The 25074-nt window shown below is 65.2% G+C and carries 31 protein-coding genes; 18 read left to right on the top strand and 13 right to left on the bottom strand.

Translation table 11 applies throughout. The features are described 5' to 3' along the window. Position 1 precedes the first annotated feature (1 nt). Both phnH and phnG read right to left on the bottom strand, forming a co-directional pair. Positions 2 to 619: a phosphonate C-P lyase system protein PhnH gene (gene phnH, locus ACFZAI_RS06285; RefSeq protein ID WP_391566092.1), complete on the bottom strand. Its 618-nt coding sequence runs from the start codon at positions 617 to 619 to the stop codon at positions 2 to 4. Between the two features lies 1 nt (position 620). Then, a complete protein-coding gene (phnG, locus tag ACFZAI_RS06280) occupies positions 621 to 1091 on the bottom strand; it encodes a phosphonate C-P lyase system protein PhnG (RefSeq protein ID WP_391566090.1) in 471 nt (156 codons plus the stop codon). 185 nt (positions 1092 to 1276) lie between these two features. Here phnG and phnF point away from each other — a divergent pair, with 185 nt between their 5' ends. From phnF to phnN, 4 genes are all read left to right on the top strand, one after another. Then, entirely contained in the window at positions 1277 to 1999 is a 723-nt protein-coding gene (gene phnF / locus ACFZAI_RS06275) for a phosphonate metabolism transcriptional regulator PhnF (RefSeq protein ID WP_391566089.1), read from the top strand. A gap of 127 nt (positions 2000 to 2126) precedes the next feature. Beyond that, a complete protein-coding gene (locus ACFZAI_RS06270) occupies positions 2127 to 3320 on the top strand; it encodes an alpha-D-ribose 1-methylphosphonate 5-triphosphate diphosphatase (protein ID WP_391566088.1) in 1194 nt (397 codons plus the stop codon). 2 nt (positions 3321 to 3322) lie between these two features. Then, a complete protein-coding gene (locus ACFZAI_RS06265) occupies positions 3323 to 4066 on the top strand; it encodes a DUF1045 domain-containing protein (protein ID WP_391566087.1) in 744 nt (247 codons plus the stop codon). A 137-nt stretch (positions 4067 to 4203) separates the two neighbouring features. Further along, positions 4204 to 4749: a phosphonate metabolism protein/1,5-bisphosphokinase (PRPP-forming) PhnN gene (gene phnN, locus ACFZAI_RS06260; protein WP_391566286.1), complete on the top strand. Its 546-nt coding sequence runs from the start codon at positions 4204 to 4206 to the stop codon at positions 4747 to 4749. A gap of 52 nt (positions 4750 to 4801) precedes the next feature. Here phnN and ACFZAI_RS06255 read toward each other — a convergent pair whose 3' ends face one another. Next, on the bottom strand, positions 4802 to 5797 hold the full coding sequence (locus ACFZAI_RS06255; RefSeq protein WP_391566086.1) for a LysR family transcriptional regulator: 996 nt from the start codon (positions 5795 to 5797) through the stop codon (positions 4802 to 4804). A 109-nt stretch (positions 5798 to 5906) separates the two neighbouring features. Between ACFZAI_RS06255 and ACFZAI_RS06250 the strand changes: the two genes are divergently transcribed. The 3 genes from ACFZAI_RS06250 (at position 5907) to ACFZAI_RS06240 (ending at position 9322) form a co-directional block, all read left to right on the top strand. Further along, positions 5907 to 7766: a gamma-glutamyltransferase family protein gene (locus ACFZAI_RS06250; protein WP_391566085.1), complete on the top strand. Its 1860-nt coding sequence runs from the start codon at positions 5907 to 5909 to the stop codon at positions 7764 to 7766. 75 nt (positions 7767 to 7841) lie between these two features. Next, the gene (locus tag ACFZAI_RS06245) at positions 7842 to 8816 is read left to right on the top strand and encodes a Bug family tripartite tricarboxylate transporter substrate binding protein (RefSeq protein ID WP_391566083.1); all 975 of its coding nucleotides are present in this window, start codon (positions 7842 to 7844) and stop codon (positions 8814 to 8816) included. Further along, positions 8813 to 9322, top strand: a complete 510-nt coding sequence (locus tag ACFZAI_RS06240) for a GAF domain-containing protein (protein WP_391566081.1) — start codon at positions 8813 to 8815, stop codon at positions 9320 to 9322. Before ACFZAI_RS06245 ends, ACFZAI_RS06240 begins: the two co-directional genes overlap by 4 nt. A 43-nt stretch (positions 9323 to 9365) precedes the next feature. Here ACFZAI_RS06240 and phnE read toward each other — a convergent pair whose 3' ends face one another. From phnE to phnC, 3 genes are all read right to left on the bottom strand, one after another. Then, complete coding sequence (gene phnE / locus ACFZAI_RS06235) at positions 9366 to 10160, bottom strand: phosphonate ABC transporter, permease protein PhnE (RefSeq protein WP_391566080.1); 795 nt, start codon at positions 10158 to 10160, stop codon at positions 9366 to 9368. A gap of 157 nt (positions 10161 to 10317) precedes the next feature. Then, on the bottom strand, positions 10318 to 11301 hold the full coding sequence (gene phnD, locus ACFZAI_RS06230) for a phosphonate ABC transporter substrate-binding protein (RefSeq protein WP_391566079.1): 984 nt from the start codon (positions 11299 to 11301) through the stop codon (positions 10318 to 10320). Between the two features lie 79 nt (positions 11302 to 11380). Continuing rightward, entirely contained in the window at positions 11381 to 12223 is an 843-nt protein-coding gene (gene phnC, locus ACFZAI_RS06225; RefSeq protein ID WP_391566078.1) for a phosphonate ABC transporter ATP-binding protein, read from the bottom strand. Positions 12224 to 12430: 207 nt separating this feature from the next. Between phnC and ACFZAI_RS06220 the strand changes: the two genes are divergently transcribed. From ACFZAI_RS06220 to ACFZAI_RS06200, 5 genes are all read left to right on the top strand, one after another. Continuing rightward, positions 12431 to 12862: a GFA family protein gene (locus tag ACFZAI_RS06220; RefSeq protein ID WP_391566077.1), complete on the top strand. Its 432-nt coding sequence runs from the start codon at positions 12431 to 12433 to the stop codon at positions 12860 to 12862. 52 nt (positions 12863 to 12914) lie between these two features. Continuing rightward, positions 12915 to 13280 (top strand): ArsR/SmtB family transcription factor, encoded by a 366-nt coding sequence (locus ACFZAI_RS06215; RefSeq protein WP_391566076.1) that lies wholly within the window; start codon positions 12915 to 12917, stop codon positions 13278 to 13280. Further along, positions 13273 to 13812 (top strand): SRPBCC family protein, encoded by a 540-nt coding sequence (locus ACFZAI_RS06210; RefSeq protein WP_391566075.1) that lies wholly within the window; start codon positions 13273 to 13275, stop codon positions 13810 to 13812. The genes ACFZAI_RS06215 and ACFZAI_RS06210 overlap by 8 nt, the downstream gene beginning before the upstream one ends. Positions 13813 to 14334: 522 nt before the next feature. Further along, a complete protein-coding gene (gene infA, locus ACFZAI_RS06205; RefSeq protein WP_006221179.1) occupies positions 14335 to 14598 on the top strand; it encodes a translation initiation factor IF-1 in 264 nt (87 codons plus the stop codon). A 175-nt stretch (positions 14599 to 14773) separates the two neighbouring features. After that, complete coding sequence (locus tag ACFZAI_RS06200; RefSeq protein WP_391566074.1) at positions 14774 to 15061, top strand: hypothetical protein; 288 nt, start codon at positions 14774 to 14776, stop codon at positions 15059 to 15061. Positions 15062 to 15066: 5 nt separating this feature from the next. Here ACFZAI_RS06200 and ACFZAI_RS06195 read toward each other — a convergent pair whose 3' ends face one another. The 3 genes from ACFZAI_RS06195 to mog all read right to left on the bottom strand — a co-directional run bounded on the left by ACFZAI_RS06195 (position 15067) and on the right by mog (position 17010). Further along, the gene (locus ACFZAI_RS06195; protein ID WP_391566073.1) at positions 15067 to 15951 is read right to left on the bottom strand and encodes a peptidoglycan DD-metalloendopeptidase family protein; all 885 of its coding nucleotides are present in this window, start codon (positions 15949 to 15951) and stop codon (positions 15067 to 15069) included. A gap of 8 nt (positions 15952 to 15959) precedes the next feature. Beyond that, positions 15960 to 16298, bottom strand: a complete 339-nt coding sequence (locus ACFZAI_RS06190; protein ID WP_391566072.1) for a hypothetical protein — start codon at positions 16296 to 16298, stop codon at positions 15960 to 15962. Positions 16299 to 16377: 79 nt separating this feature from the next. Continuing rightward, positions 16378 to 17010 carry a molybdopterin adenylyltransferase gene (mog, locus tag ACFZAI_RS06185; RefSeq protein WP_391566071.1) on the bottom strand — a complete coding sequence of 211 codons (633 nt, stop codon included), beginning with the start codon at positions 17008 to 17010 and terminating at the stop codon, positions 16378 to 16380. A 263-nt stretch (positions 17011 to 17273) separates the two neighbouring features. On the opposite strand from mog, the gene ACFZAI_RS06180 reads away from it, so the two are divergent. The 4 genes from ACFZAI_RS06180 (at position 17274) to ACFZAI_RS06165 (ending at position 20944) form a co-directional block, all read left to right on the top strand. Continuing rightward, positions 17274 to 18398 (top strand): D-alanyl-lipoteichoic acid biosynthesis protein DltD, encoded by a 1125-nt coding sequence (locus tag ACFZAI_RS06180; RefSeq protein WP_391566070.1) that lies wholly within the window; start codon positions 17274 to 17276, stop codon positions 18396 to 18398. 13 nt (positions 18399 to 18411) lie between these two features. Beyond that, positions 18412 to 18537, top strand: a complete 126-nt coding sequence (locus ACFZAI_RS06175) for a hypothetical protein (protein WP_255696068.1) — start codon at positions 18412 to 18414, stop codon at positions 18535 to 18537. Between the two features lie 108 nt (positions 18538 to 18645). Further along, positions 18646 to 20121, top strand: coding sequence for an inorganic phosphate transporter (locus tag ACFZAI_RS06170; RefSeq protein WP_391566069.1), 1476 nt, complete (start codon positions 18646 to 18648; stop codon positions 20119 to 20121). A gap of 163 nt (positions 20122 to 20284) precedes the next feature. Further along, the gene (locus tag ACFZAI_RS06165; RefSeq protein ID WP_391566068.1) at positions 20285 to 20944 is read left to right on the top strand and encodes a DsbA family protein; all 660 of its coding nucleotides are present in this window, start codon (positions 20285 to 20287) and stop codon (positions 20942 to 20944) included. A 121-nt stretch (positions 20945 to 21065) separates the two neighbouring features. Here ACFZAI_RS06165 and ACFZAI_RS06160 read toward each other — a convergent pair whose 3' ends face one another. The 4 genes from ACFZAI_RS06160 to ACFZAI_RS06145 form a co-directional block, all read right to left on the bottom strand. Then, positions 21066 to 21413: an AzlD domain-containing protein gene (locus ACFZAI_RS06160; protein ID WP_175171422.1), complete on the bottom strand. Its 348-nt coding sequence runs from the start codon at positions 21411 to 21413 to the stop codon at positions 21066 to 21068. After that, entirely contained in the window at positions 21410 to 22123 is a 714-nt protein-coding gene (locus ACFZAI_RS06155; RefSeq protein ID WP_391566067.1) for an AzlC family ABC transporter permease, read from the bottom strand. Before ACFZAI_RS06155 ends, ACFZAI_RS06160 begins: the two co-directional genes overlap by 4 nt. Positions 22124 to 22297: 174 nt before the next feature. After that, the gene (locus ACFZAI_RS06150) at positions 22298 to 22612 is read right to left on the bottom strand and encodes a chaperone modulator CbpM (protein WP_391566066.1); all 315 of its coding nucleotides are present in this window, start codon (positions 22610 to 22612) and stop codon (positions 22298 to 22300) included. Between the two features lie 2 nt (positions 22613 to 22614). Then, positions 22615 to 23556, bottom strand: a complete 942-nt coding sequence (locus ACFZAI_RS06145; protein ID WP_391566065.1) for a DnaJ C-terminal domain-containing protein — start codon at positions 23554 to 23556, stop codon at positions 22615 to 22617. A gap of 240 nt (positions 23557 to 23796) precedes the next feature. Here ACFZAI_RS06145 and ACFZAI_RS06140 point away from each other — a divergent pair, with 240 nt between their 5' ends. Beyond that, positions 23797 to 24126 (top strand): DHCW motif cupin fold protein, encoded by a 330-nt coding sequence (locus ACFZAI_RS06140; protein ID WP_006222750.1) that lies wholly within the window; start codon positions 23797 to 23799, stop codon positions 24124 to 24126. 116 nt (positions 24127 to 24242) lie between these two features. Then, positions 24243 to 24878, top strand: coding sequence for a glutathione transferase (gene yfcF, locus ACFZAI_RS06135; RefSeq protein ID WP_391566064.1), 636 nt, complete (start codon positions 24243 to 24245; stop codon positions 24876 to 24878). The last annotated feature ends 196 nt before the right edge of the window (positions 24879 to 25074 follow it).

Below are 25074 nucleotides of genomic sequence, written 5' to 3'. Positions count from 1 at the left end.
GTCAGTTCTCCACGCGCGTCGTGCGCGGCAATCCACACATCCGCCGGTCTTGCGTCAGGAACACGTCGACGCCCAGCGGAAACCGTTGATGATTCATGCGCCATTCGCGCCAGAAGCCGTCGGGCAAACCCGCCACCGACAGCGTCTGCCGTGTCTGGATGCCGGGGCCGGTAAGGCTGACCGCGTCGCCCGCCGACAGCGACGCCACCTCGATCAGCAGCGTCGTGGACAGGTCGGGATAGGCCGGGTCACCCGGATGGCAGGCCGACAAGGCCGGCGCTTCGCAGCCCGCCGGCACCGCCGCAAAGCGCGCCAGCGCGGGCGACGGCACGATGGGGCAGGCGCAATGAAAGCGCAGAAAGGCCAGCACATCGCTGTGCACGGTGCGCGGCAGCCACAGTGGGGTGTCCACATCCACCAGCGTCAACAACAGCGCCGTCATCGCAGGCGACAAGCCTGCCGGCACGCCGCTGTCAGCGGTAATTTCCTGGATGCGGCCCGGGTGCGCCAGCGCCTGCAAAGCGTTGCGAAACGTGGTCTGCGCATCGCGCACGGGGTCGGCAAACCCGGGCAAGAGGCCACGGCTGGCGGCCGGGGCAGTGAAAGCTTGTGCTTGCATGTCAGTCCTCGCCTCGCACCATCGTGAAGAACTCCACCTTGGTCTGCGCCGCCACACGCGCCTGGCGGTCAACCTTGTCCGCGTGTGCGCGGGCCAGCGGCTGTATCAGTTGCGCCTGCACCGTGTCGTGCCAGTCAGGCAGTTGCAGCAGCGCGTCGGCCACCGCCGCCTGCTCGGCGTGGCGCAGCGACCGCCCCTGCACATAAGCCACGCCCACCACGCCGCCATCCAGCGTGACGGCGCAACGTGTCACGGTCATTTCGCCCAGGTTGAAGCGCGCGCCGGTGCCGCCGCTGCGCGCCCGCACCATGGCCATGCCGGTTTGCGCGGGGCGCAACATCTGGTGGCCCGGCAGTTGCCCCAAGGCGCTGAACGCGCCTTCCAGCGCGGCCGGGCTGGCCAGCGACAACACGCGCATCCAGGCGGCGCGCTGGGCGTTGGCCGCTTCCTGTCCTGCTTGTGAGTGATCCATTAGTTCCTCTACACGTCTAGACGACTGGATGAAGTATGATCGCTGGCAATTCGAAGTTCAACAGGCTGGCGTGAATTTTTGATGACAGTTGCGGCATCCGGACACCGCCTATCCGGCGGGGGCCGCATGGTGCACAATCACAGCCATTCTTCATGAAGCTGTTGTGACAGCACGAGCGCACCCCTATGGTTGAACGAGGTTCCGGCATCGCCGTCTGGCGGCAAATTGGCGAGTCTTTGGCGGACGACATCCGCAACAAGCTCTACATGGCGGGCGAACAACTGCCATCCGAACCGGAGCTGGCCGCCAAGTTCTCGGTCAACCGCCACACCATCCGGCGCGCCATGGGCGAGCTGGAGCAAAGCGGCCTGGTCCGAATTGAACAGGGCCGCGGCACCTTCGTGCAGGAACACGCCATCGATTACGCCATCGGCAAGCGCACGCGCTTTTCCGAGAACCTGCGCAGCCAGGGCGTGTTGGGCCATCTGGAAGCGCTGGGCAGCCAGACCTTGCGCGCGGCTGATATCGCCAAGCATCTGGGGCTGGCGCGCACCGCGCCGCTGTTGCGCGTGCAGATCGTGGGCAAGGCCGAGAACCGGCCGATCAGCGCTTCAGAACATTTCTTTGACGAAAAACGCTTTCCGGATTTTGCCGACCGCCTGACCGCGTTGCGTTCGGTGTCAAAGGTCTACGCGCATTACGGCATTGGCGACTACACGCGCAAGTGGTCGCGCATTACCGCCACCCTGCCCTCGCCTGAAATCGCGCGTCTGCTGGGCCAGCCCAAGACGCGCCCGATTCTTCAGGTGGAAGCGCTGAACGTGGACCAGGAAGGCGCGCCGCTGCAATACAGCATCACCCGCTTCGTGGGCGATCTGGTGCAGTTGATGGTGGCGGACGACAGCTGAACACCACGGCCGCCGCCCGTGGCGCCACAGCGGCGGCGGCGGTGGCGGTGGCGGCTGAAATTGAAAATGAAAACAACACTACTCATCTAGACATCTGGTTGTCATGCAACGTCGATAACGTCACGCTATGAACTCACACGCCCCCTCGCCCCTGGCCGGTGTCACAGGCCAACGCATCCTGACGCCGCGCGGCGTCGAACAAGCCAGCCTGCGCTTTCAAGGCGGGCTGATCGCCGACGGCGGGCCCGCGCCCGCCCGGGGCGCGCCCTGGTTCGACGCGGGCAACCTGCTGGTCTTGCCCGGCATTGTGGACCTGCATGGCGACGCCTTCGAACGCGCCATCATGCCGCGTCCCAGTGTCACCTTTCCGTATGACAGCGCGCTATTCGACGTCGACCGCCAATTGCTCGCCAACGGCATCACTACCGAATTCCACGGTGTGACCTTGTCTTGGGAAGGCGGCTTGCGTGGCGAGGCCTATGCCGAACGCATGTTCGACGCGCTGGACCGCATGAAGCTCATGATGGGCGCGCGCCACTACGTGCATCTGCGCTTTGAAACGCACCACGTGGGCGGCGTGGACCTGGCCCAGCAATGGATACGCGATGGCCGCGTGCGCTTCCTAGCACTGAACGACCACCTGCCCAGCATGGCGCGCCGCCTGGGCGACGACCGCAAGCTGATGCAGTACGCCAACCGCGCCGAATGCGATCTGGACACCTTCCAGGACCGCATCCGCGCGGCCATGTCAGCCGCGGATTCCGTGGCCGACGCCATGCGCGAGTTGACCCTGTGCGCGCAAGCCGCCGGCTTGAAGGTGGCGTCACACGACGACCCCGACGCCGCCACGCGCCGTTACTACCATCAACTGGGCTGCGGCGTGGCGGAGTTTCCGCTGACCCGCGACGCCGCGTGCGTGGCGCGCGACCTGGGCAACTCGGTCGTGTTCGGCGCACCGAACGTCGTGCGCGGCGGCAGCCACACGGGCGCGCCCAGCGCCACCGAGATGGTGCGCGACGGCTTGTGCGACATCCTTACGTCCGACTACTACTACCCCGCCCCGCTGGCGGCCGTAATGCGGCTGGTGCAGGACGGCGTACTGCCGCTGGCGCAAGCGTGGAACCTGGTGTCGATGAACCCGGCGCGCGCCGCCGGCTTGAAAGACCGCGGCGCGCTGACGCCGGGGCTGATCGCCGACGCCATCGTCGTCGACGACCACATTGCCGGGCTGCCCCGTGTTGTGGCCGCAATCGTCGGCGGCGAACTGCGCTACGCCACGCGCGCGTTCGGCGACGACCACAGCCACCGCATGGCGGCCTGACCATGCCGCTTGCCCATCGCTACGCCCTGTACCTGGCGCCCACCGGCCCGTGGGGCGAACACGGCAGCCGCTGGCTCGGCCGCTGCGCCGACACCGGCCTTGCCCTTGCCCCATTGCCCGGGCAGCCGGACGCGCCGCCCGCCTGGACCCAAGCGCCGCGCCACTACGGCCTGCACGCCACCTTGAAGGCGCCCTTTCGCTTGCGTGCGGGCGCCACGCCACACGCGGTGGACGCCGCCGCACGTGAACTCGCCCGGTCGAACCAGGCGTTTGATGTCGCGCTGGAATGCGAAACGCTGCGCGGTTTTCTCGCGTGGTGCATCGCCGAAGACGACACCCACGGGCAGGCCCGCATCCAGGCGCTGGCCGATGCGGCCGTGCAGCAGCTGGATGCGTTGCGCGCCCCGCCCACGCCTGAGGAAACCGCGCGCCGCCAGCCGCAATTGTTATCGCCCGAACAGCAGGCCATGCTGGCGCGCTGGGGCTACCCGTATGTGTTCGACACCTACACGTTCCACATCACGCTCACGGGAAAACTGACTGGTGATGCACTAGAGCAGGCGCAACGCCACATCGCCGCTTTCGCGGACCCGTTACGCGGGCAGCGCATGGCCGTGCCAGGGGTCAGCGTTTTCGTGCAAGCCACGCCCGGCGCGGATTTCGTCGCCGCGCGTCATTACCATTTCGACGGCACGCACACTGACGCCATGGGCGCGGAGTATCTGCAAGGGCCGGCCACGCCATGACGACTCCTGCGCCATCCTCCGCCCTTTCGTGCTCTCCCTCGTCCGACCCGTCGCCGGCCCCTTCTCCAGCCCCTTCGACCTCTCCTTCATCCGCCCTTTCGTGCTCTCCCGTCACGCCGCCCGCCAACGGCGCGCGGCTGATCTACCTGATGGGCGCATCGGGCAGCGGCAAGGACACCTTGCTGCGTCTGTTGCGCGCGCATCTGACAGACGCCGAGCCGGTGCTGGTGGCGCATCGCTACATCACGCGCGATAGCGGCGGCACCGAAGATGCGCTGCGTTTGTCGCCCGAGGAATTCGCGCACCGCGCCGCGCTGGGATGCTTTGCCCTGCGCTGGGCGAGCCACGGTTTGCATTACGGCATCGGTATCGAGATCGACACCTGGCTCGCTTGCGGCGCGGCGGTCATCGTGAACGGCTCGCGTGAACACCTGGAACGGGCGCATGCGCGATACCCCGCGCTGACGGCCGTAGAAATCACAGTGGACCCCGCCAGGCTTGCCGAACGGCTGGCGGAGCGCGGACGGGAAAGCGCCGAGCAAATCGCACAACGCTTGTCGCGCGCCACGCAGGCGTTCGCCGTGCCGCAGGGCTGCGTGTTGAAACGGGTCAGCAATGACGCCAAGCCGGAGGCCGCGGCGGCGGCGCTGCTGGAGATTGCGCGGAGCATGCTGGCGCGCTAGGTCTGGCTCACTACGACTGGCTCACTACGACCGGCTCACTAAGACTGGCTTGCTAACCGCGCGGAGCCGCCACCGCGTTACTCGCTGCACTGGCCACCGCCCCCTCCGGCAGCGCGCCATCGCCACACAATTCCGAAAGAATCTCGGAGAAGCGTTCTTCCGCCGCCAGCACCTGGTCACGCTTGCGGCGGATCAGATTGATCGGCGGCAGCTCCCAGCCGAAATCCCAGGGCAGCATGCCCAGCTTGCCGCGCTGGCAAAGTTCACGCGCGATATCTTCGGGCACCACCGACATCAGCGATTCATTCATCGTCAGCATGCCTTCGATCACATCGGTGGAATAGGCCTCAAGCACCGGAGACGGCGCACGCAGCCCCGCGCGGATGAAGTGTTCGATGATCAATTGACGCGTAGGCGTATTCGCCGCCGGCAGCACCCAGTTCATTGCCGCCACCGCCGCCCAGTCGGGCTTGCGGCGCGCCAGCCGCTGCGCCAGCCGGCTATGCGCAATCAGCCGCGGCCGTTGGCGGTACAGCACGCGGTGAATCAGGTCGTCCAGCATGACCGTGGACGTTGCGCGGCTGATGACGCAATCCAGCTCGTGCCGGCGCAGCATGGGCACCAGATGGTCCGTGGTGGCGCGGTGCAGCGTCAGCGTGACGCCATAGCGCTGATGCAGCCGGCTGATGGCCGCCGTCAGCAACGCGCTGGACACATAAGGCACCACACCCACGTTCAGGTGCGCGGAATGGCCCGCGTGCAGCGCTTCGACTTCACGCGCCCACAAGTCCAGATCGCTTTGCATGTGCCGCGCGCGCACCAGCGCCAGATCGCCCAGCGGCGTGGGCAGCAGGCCGCGGCTGCTGCGCACGAAGAGCGGGCCGCCGAAGATGTCTTCCAGCTCGGCCAGCGCCTTGGTGACGGCGGGCTGGCTGATGCCGGTGGCGGCGGCCACACGGGTCAGCGAGCCATGCGTGGCAATGTTGATCAGCAGCGCCAGGTGGCGGTGCTTCAGGCGGTTGGCCAAACGGGCGGCATCCCAGCTCACGGCTTTCTCTATAACTATACGGTTATCCGATTATGCCAAGAAAGATGAATCCAGTTATTTCACGATCCTATACTTCAGGCATTCCTAACCGCTGGCGGCCCCGTCAACCATGAGCGCATCCGCACCTTCTCCCGCATCTCCGTCGTTCACGACCCGCCCTGAAATCCGCGGCACCTTCGGCGTGGTCTCGTCCACGCACTGGCTCGCCTCGCAAGTGGCGATGGGCGTGCTGGAGCGCGGCGGCAATGCGTACGACGCAGCCGTGGCGGGCGGCTTCACCCTGCAAATTGTGGAGCCGCACCTGAACGGCCCGGGCGGCGAAGTGCCCATCCTGTTCTGGAGCGAAAACGAAAAGCGCATGCGCGCGTTGTGCGGCCAAGGCCCCGCGCCCGCACTGGCCACGCCCGCTTATTTTCGTGGGCTGGGCGTGGAGCTGGTGCCAGGCATCGGGCTGCTGCCTGCAACCGTGCCGGGCGCGTTCGGCGCGTGGCTGACCTTGCTGCGCGATTACGGCACCTGGGAATTGGCCGACGTGCTGCGGCCCGCCATCGACTATGCGCAGAACGGCTTTCCGCTGGTGCCGCGCGTGTCGCAAGCCATTCTTGCCGTGCAGGCCTTGTTCCGCGACGAATGGACGAGCTCGCGCGATGTCTGGCTGCCCGATGGCCGCGTGCCCGCGCCCGACGCCATGTTCCGCACGCCCGCCATCGCCGCCACCTACGCCCGTATCCTGGACGAAGCGCATGCCGCCAGCAGCGACCGCGTGGGCCGCATCGACGCCGCACTGGCGTGCTGGTATCGCGGTTTTGTCGCCGACAAGATCGACGCCTTCTACACGCACGAAGCCGTGCGCGACACCACCGGGCAACGCAATCGCGGCCTGCTGCGCAAGTCAGACATGGCCGATTGGCGCGCCACGTATGACGAACCCGTCACCACGCAATACGGCCGCTACACGGTGGCCAAATGCGGCGTGTGGTCGCAAGGGCCGGTGCATTTGCAGCAGCTGGCCATGCTGCGGCATCTGGGTGTGGATGGCCTGGACCCGACCTCGCCGGAATTCGTGCACCGCATCGCCGAAGCCGCCAAGCTGGCGTTCGCCGATCGCGCCGCCTGGTATGGCGACCCCGAGTTTGTGCAAGTGCCGCTGGCCGCCTTGCTAAGCGATGCCTACGCCAAGACGCGCGCCGCCAGCATTCTTGGCACCGCTTCCGCCACCTTGCAGCCGGGCAGCCCGGCAGGCGTGGCGCCGCGCATGCCCGACCTGGCCGCTGCCGACCGCACGCTGGCCGCCTCCGACACGCGCTTTGGCGTGGGCGAACCCACATTCGCCGCCTTGCCGCCCGTGGCCGAATGGGCTGCACGCGAAATCTTCGTCGGCGACACCTGCCAGATCGACGTCATCGACCGCGACGGCAACATGGTGGCCGCCACGCCGTCGGGCGGTTGGCTGTCGTCCAGCCCGGTCGTGCCGGGGTTGGGCTTTCCACTGACGACCCGTTTGCAAATGACATGGCTGGACGACGGCGTCGCCGGCCAGCTGCAACCGGGCAAGCGCCCGTGCACGACCTTGTCGCCGGGCCTGGTGCTGCGCGACGGCCAGCCTTATATGGCGTTTGGCACGCCGGGCGGGGATCAGCAGGATCAATGGACGGTTGCTTTCTTCCTGCGCCACGCCATGGGCATGAATCTGCAAGAGGCCATCGATGCGCCGTCCTGGCATATCGACCACTTTCCCGGTTCGTTCTGGCCGCGCACGCAAACGCTGAACCGCCTGACGGTGGAATCACGATTGCCCGAGGCCACCATCCAAGCACTGCGCGCCGCCGGCCACGACGTCAAGGTCGGACCCGCGTGGTCCGAAGGACGCATCAGCGCCTGCACGCGCGAACCAGGGTTGGGCGGCGGCTTGCTGCTGCGCGCCGGCGCCAACCCGCGCGGCATGCAGGGCTACGCCGTTGGCCGATAGATACACACACACTTTGCACGCATCCATTTCTTTCCAGCCGGCGTCCAGACCGGCACCACACAAGGGGTAAACATCATGAAAGTGCACTTCAAACGACTGCTGAGCGCGTGCGCGCTGGGCCTGGCCCTGGCCGCGCCTGCGGTATCGCAGGCCGCGTGGCCTGAAAAACCCATCACGCTGATCGTGCCGTGGGCGGCGGACGGCTCCACCGACATCCTGGCGCGCGTACTCTCCGAAGGCCTGACGCAATCGCTCGGCCAGCCCGTCATCGTGGAAAACCGTTCGGGCGCGTCCGGCAACATCGGCACCACCTTCGTCGCGCGCGCCAAACCCGATGGCTACACGCTGCTGGTCGGCTCGATGAGCACGCACACGATGAACCAGGCGCTGTATTCCAACATGCCGTTTGACGGCGTGAAAGACTTCACGCCGATTGCCGAATTGGCGCTCGTCACCAACACGATGGTGGTGCATCCGTCGGTGCCGGCCACCAATCTGAAAGAATTCATCGACTACGTGAAAGCGCGCCCGGACACCGTCGCGTACGCGTCGGCCGGCCAGGGTTCGACCAACCACCTGAGCGCCGCGCTGTTCGAAAAAGCCGCTGGCGTGAAGATGATGCACATCCCGTATCGCGGCGGCGCGCCCGCGGTGCTGGACACGGTGGCGGGCCGCACGCAAGTGCTGTTCAGCGCTGGCACGCAAACACTGCCGCACGTGCAGACGGGCAAGCTGAAGCTGCTGGCCGTCACCGAAGAAAAGCGCTCGCCGCTGTTGCCCGACGCGCCGACGGTAGCCGAAACGCTGCCCGGCTACGAGCTGTCCGTCTGGTACGGCGCGTTCGGCCCCGCCGGCATGCCGCCTGAACTGACCGCCCGCCTGAACCGCGAAATCAATCTGATCCTGAAGCGTCCCGACGTCATCAAGAAAATGGGCGACATGGGCGTGCTGCTGACGGAAACCACGCCGGAACAATTCGGCCAGATCCTGACGCGCGACGCCGACAAGTACGGCAAGCTGATCAAGGAACTGGGAATTACCGCCGAATGACATCGCAACCGACATCCGTCACGCCGGCGCTGGCCGGCGTGGACGCGGTCGCACGGGCATACGCCGCCGCAGACGCCACCGCGGCGTTTGCGGCGGTGGACGCCTACGCCCGCGCCTCGCTCGAACACACGCTGTGCACCGTCAACCGCTACGACGCCGACGCCATGCGCGTCGTGCGCCTGTACAGCTCCAACCCCGAAGCCTACCCGCCCGGCGGCAGCAAGGATAAAAACGGCACCCCCTGGGGCCGCCATGTGCTGCTGGAGCAACGCGTGTTCGTGGGCGAAGGCGTGGCCGCCATCCGCGAATTCTTCAACGACCACGACGCCATCCGCGAGCTTGGGTTGCAATCGGTGATCAACGTGCCGGTCGTCTACGGCGACACCTGCCTGGGCACGGTGAATTTCCTGATGACGCGCGCGCAGGTGTCAAAGGCTGACGTTGAGCACGCAAGACTGGCGGCGCTGCTGGCGCTGCCGGCGTTTCTGGTGTTGCGGGCGGCGTAGATTTGGCGGGACGGCCTGTGCAGGCAGGCCCATTTCCTCCCCCCTAAATCAACGCCCGACGAATCCTTGACGACAGCATGTCGATCACAATCACGAACGCGACGATGATGATCATCACTGCGCAGGTTTCGGCGTAGCGGAAGCTGCGGATGATTTCCCACAGGACGGTGCCGATGCCGCCCGCGCCCACGATGCCGACGACGGACGCTGAGCGCACGTTGGATTCAAAGCGGTACAGCGAATACGAGATCCACAGCGGCAGCACTTGCGGGATGACGCCGTAGACGATTTCTTCCAGGGCGTTAGCGCCAGTTGCGCGCACGCCTTCGACCGGACGCGGGTCGATGGCTTCGACCGCTTCGGAAAACAGTTTGGCCAGCACGCCTGTCGTGTGTACCCACAAGGCCAGCACGCCGGCGAACGGCCCCAGGCCAACGGCCACGATGAACAGCATCGCGAACACCATTTCGTTGATGGCGCGGCACGCGTCCATCAGGCGGCGCATGGGCTGGTAGACCCACGCGGGCACCATGTTCGACGAGCACAGCAGCCCCAGCGGCACCGCCACGACGATGGCCAGGAACGTGCCCCACACCGCGATCTGCACCGTCACGATCATCTCGTCCAGGTACATGCGCCAGTCGCGGAAATTGGGTGGGAAGAAGTCGGCGGCGAATTGGGCCATGTTGCCCGAGTCGCGCAACAGGTCCATCGGCCGCATGTCCGCGCCCCGCCATGACATGACCAGCAGCGCAAGGACGACGGCCCAGACAAGCAGGACCGGCAGCGACGAACGCGGCGCGGCAGGCAGGCGGGAAGAATGGGTGGCTAGGTTCATGGCGTCAGGCGGTCCGCGTGATGGCGTTCAACAAGGGCAAGGCCGGCGCACCGGATGGCGCGCCGCCTGCCCGTCTTAATGCTTGGCCAATTGCTTGGCCAATTGCTGGCTTACTACTTGGCCAATTGCTTGGCTACGACGTGGCGAATCGCTTGGCTTACTGCTTGGCCACGGCGGGCTGGCCCAGGCTGGCCAGCTTGCTATCGATGTCCGCCAGTTGCTTTTGCTTGTCGGCTTGGCCCAGCGTGCTATCGGCTTCGACCTTGGCCTTTTCACGCGCCAGTTCGATCTGGCGGATCGGCACCAGTTGCTGGTTGTCGGACGGGCGGAAGCCCTGGTAGGTCAGCGCCTTCAGGTTGGCCATTTCACGCTCGGCGTCCTTGCCCTTGCCGTAGTTGACGAAGAAGTCGCGGATGCGGCCCTTCAGGTCGGCCGGCAGGTCGCTGCGCATGACGAGCGGGTCGGCCGGAATCAGCGGCGACTTCCACAGCACGCGCACGCTGTCATTGGCGTCTTTACCGGTGCTCAGGCGGTAGCGCTCCAGCGCTTCGGTATTGTTCACCGCCACGTCCACCTGCTTGTTGATGACGGACAGCAGGTTGGCTTCGTGGTTGCTCGCGCGCACCGTCTTGAAGAAGGTCTTGGGTTCGATCTTGTTGGCGGCCCACAGGTAGTAGCCAGGCACGGCGGTGCCGGACGTGGAGTTCGGATCGCCCGCGCCGTAGCTCAGCTTGCCGCCGCTTTTCAATACGTCGTCCAGCGTCTTCAAGTTGCTGTCCTTGTTGACGATCAACAGCGACCAGTAGCCCGGGTTGCCGTCCTTGTCGATGACCGAGGCGAACACTTCGCCCTTGGCGCGGTCCACGGCTTCGATGGCCGACTTGTTGCCGAACCAGCCCATCTGCACCTTGTTGAAACGCATGCCTTCGATGATGCCGGCATAGTCGGAGGCGAAGAACGGTTTGACCGGCACGCCGATGGCGCGGCTCAGGTCATCAATGACGGGCTGCCAGACGGACTTCAGATTGGTCGACGACTCGGTCGAGATGATGCCGAAGTTCAACGTCTTGGCGTCTTGCGCGTAAGCCTGCGTGGACAACGCGGCGGCGGCGATCAGGGTGACGAAAGTTCTGCGTAGCATGGATGGCTCCGGGGGAAATGGCCAAAAGTGACTGGGGCGAAGGTGACTGGGGTAGAGAGGCGACATATCAAGCCGCATCTCAGGCGGCTTGCGCCAGCTGGGACAACGGCGCGAGGCCCGGCATGGCCGGCGCCTGTTGCGTGTATTCGGGCAGCAGCTCGCTGAGTTCCGAGCCGTACAGGTTGCGCAGCATCTCGGGCGTAAGGTCGGCGGCGCGGCCGTCGTAGACGACCTTGCCGTGGCGCAGCGCGACCACGCGCGGGCAATAGCGCAGCGCCACGTCCACCTGATGCAGCGACACCACCACGGCCACCTTGCGGCTGCGGTTGATCTGCGCCAGCGTGTCCATCACGCGGCGCGATGATTCCGGGTCCAGCGACGCGATGGGTTCGTCCGCCAGGATCACGCGGGCGTTTTGCACCAGCGTGCGCGCAATCGCGGCGCGCTGCTGCTGGCCGCCCGACAAGGTGGACGCACGCTGAAATGCGTAGTCGTCTATACCAACCTGGGCAAGCGCATCCAGGCCCTGGCGGACTTCGGCGCGCAGGAACCAGCGCGTCAGGCTGCGCCACAACGGCACACGCGGCAACAAGCCGGTCAGCACATTGGTGATGACCGGCAAGCGGCCCACCAAATTGAATTGCTGAAACACGAAGCCGATGCTGGCGCGCGCACGGCGCACGTTGCGGCTCAAGCGGCCATTCTGTTGAATGAGCTGGCCATTGACCGTGACGCTGCCCTGGCCCGCGTCGCCAGCGACAAAGCCGGCCAGATGACGCAGCAAGGTGGATTTGCCCGAGCCCGATGCGCCGAGCAAGGCCACCATTTCGCCGTCGGCGATTTGCAGGCTGACGTTGTCCAGCGCTTTGGCGCCGGCATGGAACGTCTTGCTCAAGGCCTGTACTTCGATGGCGTAAGTCATCGCTTGATCCCCTTGTATGTGGTCATTGCGGCATTCTGTTTTGAGCGCATGACAGCGAGATGACCCAGGGATCGAATCATTTGCCAGAAAATACGGGGTCAGCAACCAACTGAAAGACCTGCGTCATAAATGGCCCGATCGGCCTGTCGCGGGGTGTGATCGGCGCGGGTATATTCGAACTGTTTCCCCACTTGCCCGGTGGTCATCATGATCAAAGGTTCCTGCCTCTGCGGCCGCGTTGCATACGAAATCGACGGCCCTCTCACCAACGCCCTGAATTGCCATTGCGTGATGTGCCGCAAGTCGCATGGCGCAGCCTTTCGCAGCCGCGCGTCGGTGCAAGTCACCGACTTCAAATGGACCAAGGGCGAAAACCACGTCACCTGGTATGCCTCGTCGCCGGGCAATTACCGCGGCTTTTGCGAAGCCTGCGGCACGCCGTTGCTCAGCCGCTTCGACCAGACGCCGGACACCTATGGTTTGCCATTGGGCGCGCTGGACGATGATCCCGGCATCAAACCTGCCGCGCACTGCCATGTGGCCAGCAAAGCGCCGTGGTTCGACATCACGGACGACCTGCCGCAACACCCGGGCGCCATCGAAGACGCGCACGAACCCGCCGCGCAGGCGGTTACATAAATTCTCAACCTGATGGTTGAACAACCGTAGCGGCCGATTTATATTCAACCGTATGGTTGAACTTATCCCCTCCCCCGCTCTGGATGCCGTTTTTCGCGCGCTGGCCGATCCCACGCGCCGCGACATGTTGCGCACCCTGGCGCAAGGGGATCACACCATCGGAGAGCTGGCCGCGCCCTTGCGCATGAGTTTTGCTGGCGCCTCCAAACATGTGCAGGCCTTGGAACGCGCGGGTCTCATCCGGCGCACCATCCATGGCCGCACGCACGTGTGCAGCCTGAATCCCGAACCCATGGCCGAAGCCATGCAGTGGCTGCGCTTTTATGAACAGTTCTGGGCGGGCAAGCTGGATGCGCTGGAGTCGGCGATTGCCGCCAGCGCCGCCCCGCCCCCTTCCCATGGAGAGCAACATGAGTGAACACGGCGTCGTCCTGGACCCCACTTCCCTGCGCTTTACCCGCACGCTTGCCGCCAGCGTGGAAACCGTCTGGGCGTTTCTGACCGAATCCGACAAACGCGGCCGCTGGCTGGCCACGGGCGACATGGAGCTGCGCGAGGGCGGCGGCGTCACGTTGCGCTTTGTGCATGCGGACCTGTCATCGGTAAAGGAACCCACGCCCGAGCCCTACCTGGCTTATGAGAACGGCGTGACGACGCATGGCGTGATCACCCGGTGCGAGCCGCCGCGGCTGCTGGCCTTCACCTGGGGAGGATCGCAGGGCATTCCGTCCGAGGTCACGTTTGAATTGATGCCGCAAGGTGAAAACACGCTGCTGGTGCTGACGCACCGCAAACTGAATTCGCGCAACGACATGGTCGACGTGGCGGGCGGATGGCACACGCATCTGGCCGTGTTGTCGGCCCGGATCGAGGGGCGCGAACCCGGCCCGTTCTGGTCGGCGCATCGCCGTTGGGAAGCCGACTACCAGACGCGCATCCCGGGGGCATAGAGTCGTTCAGCAACAACTATCACGGCGCAACGGCAGATAAAAACTGGCTAATCGTTGCGCTTTGCTGTAACATCAGTCCGTGATTTTTCCGCAAAAACCGGGCTTCGGTCACTCTGCGTACCCAACCTGTACTCCTTCGGGTCACTCCCCTAGATACCCAGGCAGTTCCCGGTTTGGGAATGGATTTGGGAACAAATCGCACCTCTGCCAATTGCGCCGCGTAACCCCAGCACGACCCCCGCGCCGCCCGGCATTGCAGCAAACGATCCAACCCGCTTCTTCCGGCGCTGTGCGCTTGCACGGTGCCGCGACCAAGCCGCGCACTGCGCGCACATTGCCCACGCTGCGCGAGTATCCGTCATATCAGACATCCCCTTGTGATGCCGTGGCCCTTACCCGCGCTTGCCCGAACGTTTTACGTTCAAACCGCTGGACCTGGTTATCTGTGTCCAACGCGCTTGCCGCTACACGCGGCGCGTCATGCCGCCGGCCTGGCTGCGCGTATTGATCAAGGAGTAGAGAATGGCTAAAGAAGAACTCATCGAATTGGATGGCATTGTTGACGAAGTGCTGCCCGATAGCCGCTACCGCGTCAAACTGGACAACGGCATCGAAGTCGGCGCCTACGCCTCCGGCCGTATCCGCAAGCACCGCATCCGCATCCTGGCGGGCGACCGCGTCACCCTGGAAATGTCGCCTTATGACCTGACCAAGGGCCGCATCAACTTCCGCCACAAAGACGAACGCGCTCCCGCGCCGCATCGTCCCCAGCAATACCGCCGTTAAGCCAGGGCCTCAGGGCCGGCCCTGGGCCGGCTCCCTGACCCTGCTGCGCGCGGGCCTCGGGCCAACACTGGCCTTAAGCCCTAGCCGCGACATGCCGTAATGCGTGGGACGTCCATTCGTGAAAGAATGGCCCCCAAGTCAGGCGCAATGTCTGGCGGGATACGCATGAAGCAAGATGGATCTCACACAAGAATTGCAAGCCGCTGCTGACCAGCTTTCCCTGGCACGACGTAGGTTCGTGAAAGGGGAAGAAGGCCTGCGCCTGCTCAATCAGTCGCGCGAGGCGTTCATCAACAGCCTGCGCAACACCGGCCTGACCTACGCCGAAGCCAAGATCAAGTACGACAACTGCCTGGATGACCAGGAAGCCGAGCAGCGCCACGTGCGCCAGCAGATGGAGTATGCCGAGCGCATGCACCAGTTCGTGCTGAACAAGATCGCGCAACAGACCGCCACGGCCTGACGCGCTTAGGGCTTGAACGCCCCGATGAAAATAGCCGGGTCCACCCGCGCATCGTTCAGGCTGACGTTCCAGTGCAGATGCGGCCCGGTCGCCCGGCCCGTCGCCCCCACCTTGCCCACCACGCCGCCACGCGGCACCTCGTCGCCCACCTTCACATCGATGGCCGACATGTGGCAGAACATGCTGACGAAGCCCTGGCCATGATCCAGGAACACCGTCTTGCCGTTGAAAAAATAATCCCCCACCAGCACCACGATGCCCGCCGCGGGCGCCTTGATCGGCGTGCCAGCCGGCACGGCGAAGTCCAGCCCGGAATGCGGGTTGCGTTCCTGGCCGTTGAAAAAGCGCCGCAAGCCAAACGGGCTGGACAGGCGCCCGCCGTTGACCGGGCGGTCCAGCAACAGATTGCTGGGCGTGACGCCTGCGCGATACGTCCGATTGGCCGCGCTTTGCTCGGCCATTTCGCGTTCGATGCGCTTCATGTCGTCGGGGTTGGGGTCCACCTGCCGCGGATTCTTCAGCGTGATGTGCTGCGCCACATATTCCTTGGCGCCCACCTTGAACGGCAGCTTGCGCTGGCCGCGCGCATCATTGACCACCGCCTGCTGCTCGCCCGGCTTCACGCTGAGCGGAATGCCGATGATGGCGATCCACTGCTTGCCCTCTTCGCGCACGACCAGCACGCGGCGGTCAAGGAACGTGACTTCGGGCGCGCGCTCGGCGTCACCCAGCGGCAACACGGCGACGCCGCCCGGCACGGGCGCATTGAGCTTGCGGGTGATGAAGCCCTGCTGCGCCTGCGCGCGGGCCGGCAGCCCCAGGCTGAGGGCGGCGGCGGCAAGACCCAACCGCAGGATGTCGCGGCGTTGAAAGGCAAGGTTTGCTGGCATCGGGGCGCTTACAGGCACAGGTTCGCCGGTTCGATGATGCTTTGATCACGGCGCGCGATGCGGGTCGACAGGCGCGTTTCGGTCTTGCCCTTCCAGGTGGTGGTCGTCAGCACGGCCTCGACGCCCAGGCTGTCTTCCTGGACCAGTTCAAAGCCGTTGCGCACGGCGTTCTGCTTGAAATTGACGCCCATGTTCCTCCAGGCGTCGGCCACGCAGGTCGTGTAGTCCTCGGCCGTACGCTGGGTCGCGCCGTAAAAGATGGGGTCGCGCTTGCGCACGTCTTTGACGTTGGCGCAGGCCGACAGGACAGCCAGGACGGTAAGGGACAGGGCGATGCGAACCTTCATACGGGCAGACTCTCAAGCAGAAAATGGTGGACGAAAGCGGGGAGGACAAAAGCGGCCAAAACTATAACGCAGCGGTCAATCAGGCCTTGGGCGCGCGGCGGGCCGATTTGGGGCGGAAGGCGTCGATGACCTGCGCATGCGTTTCCGCGTAAGGGCCGCCGATCAAGTCGATGCAATACGGAATGGCGGCGAAGATGCCGGGCACGAGCACCGTGCCGTCGTCACCCTTCAGCCCTTCCAAGGTCTCGCGTATGGACTTCGGCTGGCCGGGAAGGTTCACGATCAACGCCGCATGCGACGGCGTTTCGCGAATAACGGCGACCTGGCGCGACAAGATCGCCGTGGGCACAAAGCGCAGGCTGATCTGGCGCATCTGTTCGCCAAAGCCCGGCATTTCCTTGGTGCCGACCGCCAGCGTGGCCTCGGGTGTGACGTCGCGCCGAGCCGGCCCGGTGCCGCCGGTCGTCAGCACCAGGTCGCACCCGCAGATGTCGACCAGTTCAATCAGCGTTTCGGAAATGCGGGCCGGTTCATCGGGAATCAGCCGGTCCACCGCCTGCCACGGCGACGCGAGCGCCGAGCCCAGCCATTCGCGCAGCGCGGGCAGCCCTTGATCCTGGTAGGTGCCGGACGAGGCGCGGTCAGAGACGGACACCAGGCCGATGATCAGGTCGTCGGGATGGCGGCGGGCGATACGGGGGATGGCGGTCATGGGCGGCGGATGAGGGTAAGTAGATAGGGAAAGACGGCGCGGCGCGGTCAATACTGGGAAATCCTGAACGCGCGCCCCGATGTCGATGCTATCGCATTCTTTCCCACGAAGAAGGGCTGCCCCCTGCGGGACTAGCGCCCGCGCCCTGTGGCAAAAATGCGAATCCCCGCCGCTTCGGGTTTCCCGCGCTTGTTTCGGTCATAGGGGGTGGATAACATCCGCTAACAATCTAATCCGAGTTTCCAGCGCGCCCGCTTCATCCCATGTTCAAACGCACTCTCCGGCAGCACGCGCTGGCCGCGGCGCTGGCCCTGTCCGCCGCCGCCGTTGCCGGCTGGGTCGCCTGGCACCCGCTGGCCTTGAAGACCGAGCCGGTCCCCGCCGCCGCACCCGGCATCTACATCCCCAACCTGGGCAACACCCTGAACGAGCAGACGCGCAATCTGTCGCGGCTGAGCCAGGCGCTGCGCACGGGCGACCGGCTGGTGATTCTGGGGTCGTCCGAACTCACCAGCACCGACCTGCGTTTCGTGCCGTATCGCTATCTGGCCGACGAATTGCAGATGCCCGTGCTGGCGTACGGCCATTCGGGCTTCCAGTCTCTGGGCATGCAGTTTGTGCTGGCCGCGCTGGCCGATGACCTGTCGCCCGCGTCCCGGGTGGTGATCATGCTGTCGCCCGGCTGGTTCGACGGCGACGGCGGACTGAGCGCGGACGAATTCAACGAACACGCCAACCCGCTCTTGCCGCGCCTGCTCAAGCAGCCCGAGGGCCGGGCGGAGCTTGCCCGCTGGCTGCAAGACAAGGGCGACGCCCGCGTGGCTTGGTCGATGATGGCCGAACAGGCCTACGTGTTGCGCCAGCGCCTGCTGGACCTGTGGGCGCCCGCGTACGCCGCATCCGCCCCCGTGCAGGAAGCGGAAGGCCCGGCGGCGGCTGCGCGCGTCGTCGACTGGGACGCGTTGGCCCAAGAAGCCCAAAGCGCCGAACAGCGCCTCATGGCCGGCAACCGCTATGCCGTGCGCGATGACTTCTTCAACAAGTACCTGCGCACGATTCCCGAAGGCGGCAAGACCGCCTATCAACCGCAACCCCTGACCGGCCGCGACGAGCTGCGCGAACTGACCGCGCTGATGGCGCTGCTGCGCCAGCACAACGTGAACGCGCTGTTTGTGATGCAGCCGCTGCACCCCATGGTGTTCAAGGATCTGAACCGCTTTGAACCCGTGCAACGCGAAGTGGCCTCGCTGTGCCAGCGCTACGCCATGACGTGCATGGACATGTACGGCGCGCCCTTTGAAGTCGGGATGCTGCGCGACGTGCAGCACCTGGGCGAGCTGGGCTGGCTGCGCGTGAACCAGAAAATTGCCGAGACCTTCCGGCCATGACGGGCGCCCCACGATGAAACGAACCCTTTGGCTGTGCCTGCTGTACCTGGGCGTGCTGGCCGTGCTGCTGATTCAGGCTGACACGGCGGCTAACCTGGGCAAACCGATGGAAATCGAGTTCCAGTATTCCAAGTTCTGACGCGTCTGACGGGGACGGACCAACCTTTTGGTTTTCCAACGCAACCAGGGTCAGGTCACAAATCTGCAATAATCGGCTCCTCTCGCCGGAACCTCGCCCCCCGCCTCCATGTTCGACCTCTTCCATGGCCTAGATCTCTGGGTCGGCCTCAGTCTTGTGCTGGCCCTGACATTCGTCCTGGCCTTCGAATTCATCAATGGCTTTCACGACACGGCAAACGCCGTGGCCACGGTCATTTACACCAAGGCCATGCCGCCGCATCTGGCGGTTGTGCTATCCGGCATTTTCAACTTTCTGGGCGTGCTGCTGGGCGGCGTGGGGGTGGCCTACGCCATCGTGCACCTGCTGCCGGTAGAACTGCTGATCAATGTGGATACGGGACGCGGGCTGGCCATGGTGTTCGCCATGCTGGCCGCGGCCATCGCCTGGAACCTGGGCACCTGGTACTTCGGCATCCCGGCTTCCAGCTCGCACACGCTGATCGGTTCGATTTTGGGCGTGGGCCTGGCCAACGCCTTGATCACCGACCTGCCGCTGGCCGATGGCGTCAACTGGGGCAAGGCGATCGATATCGGCCTGTCGCTGGTGGCTTCGCCCATCGCCGGCTTTGTAGTGGCGGGCGGCTTGTTGCTGCTGCTTAAGCGCTGGCTGCCGCTGTCGAAGATGCACAAGACGCCTGACCAGCGCCGCGCCATCGACAACAAGAAGCACCCGCCCTTCTGGAACCGCCTGGTGCTGGTGCTGTCCGCCATGGGCGTGAGCTTTGTGCACGGCTCCAATGACGGGCAAAAGGGTATTGGCCTGATCATGCTGGTGCTGATCGGCATCGTGCCCGCCAACTTCGTGCTGGACACCACCAGCACCACCTACCAGATCGAACGCACCCGCGACGCGGCGAACCATCTGAACGTGTTCTATCAGCGCAATGAAGCGATGCTGGGCGACTTCCTGGCGCTCAAGCGTGCGGATGCCACCACCGAACTGCCGCGCAATTTCCGCTGCGACCCCGAACTGACCGTGCCGACGATTGCCGCGCTGCAAACCGACCTGGCGGGCGTCAGCCACTACGCCGACCTGTCGGCAGAAAAGCGCATCGACGTCCGCCGCTATCTGCTGTGCCTGGACGATACCGCCAAGAAGGTGTCGCGCATTGAAGGGCTGCCCGCCCGCGAACGCGCCGACTTGCAACGCCTGCGCGCCGACCTGACCGCCACCACCGAATACGCCCCCTTCTGGGTGATCGTGGCGGTGGCCCTGGCGCTGGGCGCGGGCACCATGGTGGGCTGGCGCCGCGTGGTGCTGACCGTGGGCGAGAAGATCGGCAAGCAAGGCATGACGTACGCGCAAGGCATGTCGGCGCAGGTGACGGCGGTGGCCGCCATCGGACTTGCCAACGTGTTCAGCCTGCCCGTGTCCACCACCCACGTGCTGTCCTCGGGCGTGGCAGGCACGATGATCGCCAACAAGACCGGCCTGCAAGGCAACACGGTGCGCAACATCCTGCTGGCCTGGGTGCTGACCCTGCCCGCGTCGATGGCGCTGGCGGCTGGCCTGTTCTGGATCGGCGTGCAGATCGCGGGTTAATGGCTGGCTGATGGCTGGCTGATGACCGGCTGGTAGCTGGCTGATGTCTGGCTAATGCTGGCTGATAGCAAGACGGCCGTGCGGGCAATCCGTACGGCCGATGCAACACTCTGGCAACCGCGTCAGGCTGTTTTTTGGAAAGGCCCGCGTCTACCATGGCGCCATGGCTACCTCGACCCCCACCTTGCATTACATTTTTGATCCGCTTTGCGGCTGGTGCTATGGCGCCGCGCCGCTCGTGGACGCCGCCCGCCGCGTCGCCGGCCTGCAAATCACGCCCCATGGCGGCGGCATGATGACCGGCGGCAACCGCCAACCCGTCTCCGACGCCTTGCGGCGCTACGTCATGCCGCACGATGAACGCATCGCGGGCCTGACGGGCCAACCCTTCGGCAAAGACTACTTCGACGGTTTGCTGCGCGACACGGGCGCCGTATTCGATTCCGAACCGCCCACCACCGCCATCCTGGCGGCGCAGACGCTAGCCGGCCGCGGGCTGGACCTGCTCAAGCGCTTGCAAGTGGCGCACTACGTGGAAGGCAAACGCATTGCCGACCCGAAGGTTCTGAAGTGGCTGGCTCGCGACATTGGCCTGGACGGCGATGCATTCGATGCCGCCTACGCAACGGCCGAAGGCGCGGACACGGCGGCCCACATCGCGGCCAGCCGCAAGCTGCTGGCACAAGTCGGCGGCACGGGCTTTCCCACCTTGGCGTTGGAGCACAACGGCGTGTACACAATGCTGGAACCGGCCAGGTATCTGGGCCGTCCCGAACAATGGCAAGCGGATTTACAGGCGCGCGTGGCAGGCAAGAAGGCGTAAAGCGAGCGGGCGGCGTCCAGCCCGCTACGTTCAATACGCCGCACGCTGGGTGCAGGACTCCGCATTCACGCCGCCGAGTTCAGCCCGCCGCATTCACGCCGCCGGGTTCACCCCGCCGCATTCACCCCGCCAACGCCAGCAATACGCCATACCCCGCCATGCCTAACAACACGGCGACACCTGTATTGGCGACCAGGCGCGCGGCGACACCCGTGACGACCAAGCCGCCCACATAAGGCGCGATGCGGGCGGCGTCCGCGCCTGCATCCATCAAGTCAGGCACGATCACCGCCGCCGCGATGCCCGCCAGCAGGCTGGGTCCCAGCGCGGCCAGCGCCGAGCCCTCGCGCGACAAATGGCGCAACAGCCGGCTGCGTTCAGACAGCATGAAAGGCAGCGCGCGCGTCAGATACGTAATCACGGCCATCGCAATCACCGCGCCCCAAAACCCCAAGCCTTCGGCGTTCATGCTGACCTCTTCAAACGGTAGGCCGCGCAGCCCACAATGGCGCCGACCAGAATCGCCAGCGTCGTATGCCCCATGGCGGCCACGGCGCCAGCCCCCGCCACCGCGGCGATAACGGGCCAGCCCATGCCGCGCTTGGCGCTCTGGCACACCAGCGCCATGAATAAGGCGGGCAAGGCGAAACGCATCACTTGCGAGAGCATCGGGAAATGACGTTCCAGCCCGTCGCCCGCGTAGACGCCCACGGCCGTGCCGGCGATCCAGGTCAGCCAGGCGCCAAGCCCCAGCGCAATCATCCACCCCTGACGCCGCGCGGGCGGCACGGTTTGCAGGCGATTGAACGCTGTGGCGAAGACCTCATCGGTAAGCAGAAACGCGACCTTCAGGCGGTCACGCAGCGCCGCCGGCAGAAAGCGCGACAGCAGCGGGCCATACAGCAGATGGCGCGCATTCAACAACGAACACAGCGCCACCACCCATAGCCAGGGCGTGCCGGCTTTGATCGAGGCCAGCAACAGAAATTGGCTGGCCCCGGCGTAGACGAATACGGAAATCAGGATGACTTGCAGCGGGGTCAGCCCCGCCGCCATGCCCGCAATGCCGAACGTCACGGCCACCGGGAAGTAGCCGATCATGACGGGCAGGCAGGATTTCAGGCCATCCAGGCACGCGCTGGCCGCCAGGGCCGGCGCGGAAGGGGAAGACGTCTCCAAGATGCGTTTCGCTTGTTTGTTGTGGCAAAGCAAGCGCGTAGTTTACCGGGCCGGGCCAACCGAATGCCGGTCCCATCGCTGCCTCATTGCTGGATCATTGCTGGATCATTGCTGGATCATTGCTGCCTCATTGGTGCCCCATTGCTGGATCATTGCTGGCCCCATGCAACGTGATCAGTTGTCAGTGCCTTCCAGCGCCCGCAGATGCGCCTTCAGGCGGCGCACTTCCTGGCTCAAGTCCAGAATCAGCGCCACCGCGTCCAGGCTGGCGCCGAAATCATGTTCAAGCCGGCGGGCATGCAGCGCGCGCTGCAAGTCGACGCTATAGAAGCACCACTCCGCCTGCCGGCCGCTGGCGTTGACGATACCCACTTCTACCAGCTGGGCCACCCATTCCACTTCCGCGCCGCACGCGCGGGCCAGATCGTCCGCGCTGAGCGGCTGTGATTTGCCCACGACGGTCGCGCTGGTGATGACAACTTTATTCATAATCAAACCCCCATGTGGCGTCGTGGGTTGAAGGGCACGTCTTGCTGGAGCTTGCGGTAGGCCGCCTTGGCCGCCTCGCTATCGGCAGGCGGCAACACCAGGTCCAGCACCAGATACAGATCGCCCGGCGGATCACCCGGTATGCCGCGCCCGCGCAGACGCAGCTTGCGCCCATTGCCCGAGCCCGCCGGAATCGACACTTCAACGGTGCCGCCCGGCGTGGGCGTGTTCACCTTCGCACCCAGCGCCGCTTCCCAGGGGGCGACCGGCAGCGTCATGTAAAGGTCACGCCCTTCCGCCCGGTATTGCGGATGCGGTTTGAAGCGCACTTCCAGATAAAGGTCGCCATTTTCTCCACCGCCGTAGCCGGGCATGCCCTGGCCGGACAGCCGGATGTACTGGCCTTCACGCACGCCCGCCGGAATGCGCACGCTGAGCGTGCGCGTTTTCATGTGGGGGCGGCCCTGGTCGTCCATTTCCATCGCCCGCAGGCTGATGTCGCGGGTCGCGCCTTTGAGCGCGTCTTCCAGGTCGACCTCGATGGCGGCGTGATGGTCGTCGCCACGCGCACGGAATTCCTGCTGGCGCGCGCCGCCACGCTGGCCGCGGCCGCCAAACAGTGACGAAAAGAACTCGCTGAATTGCGCTTCGTCGCCGGGCGCTGCACCGCGGTGAAATTCGAAGCCTTCGTCCCAGCCCGGCGGCGGCTGGAAACCGCCATCAGGCGACACGCCCGCCGCAAGATTGTCATAGGCCAGCCGCTTTTCTTTGTCGCGCAAGACGTCATAGGCCTCGTTGACGTCGCGCATGCGGACCTCGGCGTCGCTTTCCTTGCTGACGTCCGGATGGTATTTACGGGCGAGTTTGCGGTATGCGCGGCGGATGTCGTCTTCCGACGCCCCGCGCTCCACCCCGAGAATGCTGTAGTAGTCCTTGAACTCCATGTTCCAGCCCACCTTAACGGTTTCGGCCGCGCGCGGCGGCGCCGCATCCGGCCTTGAATATCAAGAAGATAGGGGTTGCGGACCGATTTTTCAATGTGATTCGCCAAGCCGGCTGGCCGCGTTTGGAAGCATTTGAGCCGTAAGCGTCAGTGACTTGTCGCATCAGTGGCGTAGTATCTGATTTTTACCGGTCGGCCCTGCCCTTTGACTGTCCGCCCGGATCACCCCGCAGGATTCACGATGAAGATGAGCAACATCCCCTTCGGCACCACCGATTGGTCCGAAGTCGAACGCACCGAACACGCTGGCGACACCGGCATGGCGTACTGGCGCACCCGCCAGTTTGGCGACCTGCGCGTGCGCATGGTCGAATACACGGCCGGTTACCTGGCCGACCACTGGTGCAGCAAAGGCCACATCCTGTTCTGTCTGGAAGGCGAGCTGCACACGGAACTGGAAGACGGCCGCCAATTCGTGCTGACCCCGGGCATGAGCTACCAGGTGGCCGATCAGGCCGAACCGCATCGCTCGTCCACCGCCACGGGCGCCAAGCTCTTCATCGTTGACTGACGCGCCGGCGCGACACGCGGCATTGCAATTGCGTTACGCTTTGCAAACCACACGGCCCCTTGCCGCGTGTCGATTCCGTACCGCTGTTGCACACCCCGCCTGACCGGAGACATGATTTGGGCGCCCCGATTACGCTATACGTCGATTCCCAGTTCCTTAGCCCCTACGCCATGTCGGTGTATGTGGCGCTGACCGAAAAGCAATTGCCTTTCGAAGTGCGCCCCATTGACCTGGGGGCGGGCGAGCAACGCATGCAGCCCTATCAATGCCGCGCGCTGACCGCCCGCGTGCCCGCGCTCACGCATGACGACTTCAACCTGACCGAGTCGAGCGTCATCGAGGAATACCTGGAAGAGGTCTTCCCCGCGCCCAAGCACGCGGCGTTGTATCCCCAAGGCATCCGCGAACGCGCCCGCGCCCGCCAATTGCAGGCGTGGCTGCGCAGCGACCTGGGCGCGCTGCGCCAGGAACGCCCCACTGAAACCGTGTTCTATGGCCAGGCGGGCCAGCCCCTGTCCGACGCCGCGCACGCGGCGTCGGCCAAGCTTATCCAGGTGGCCAGCTACCTGATTGGCGTGGGCCAGACCGCGCTGTTCGACGACTGGTGTATTGCCGACCTGGACCTGGCGGTGATGCTCAAGCGCCTGGCTCTGGATGACCTGCCCGACCCCTTGCGCGCCTACGCCGATGCCCAATGGCAGCGGCCTTCTGTCCAGAAATGGCTGGAGCACAACGCCGCCGCACGAGACTGACCCCGCACGCGTAGCAAGCCAGGGTCCGACGGCGGGGCGCAACGCCGACGCCGAGTGCTGACTTCAATTAAGCAGGGACACATAGCGCGCATTTTTTGACCGGGATCAACCCGCTTAATGTTGCAGCGCAGCATCCGTTGCGGTGTAATGGGGAAGTCAACTCGGCCGGTTCCACTCGGGAATCGGCCCGGCGGCC

Source organism: Achromobacter sp. NPDC008082 (assembly GCF_042957345.1).
Taxonomy (GTDB): Bacteria; Pseudomonadota; Gammaproteobacteria; order Burkholderiales; family Burkholderiaceae_B; genus Achromobacter; species Achromobacter kerstersii_A.
This window is presented reverse-complemented; position numbering and strand designations above follow the sequence as displayed.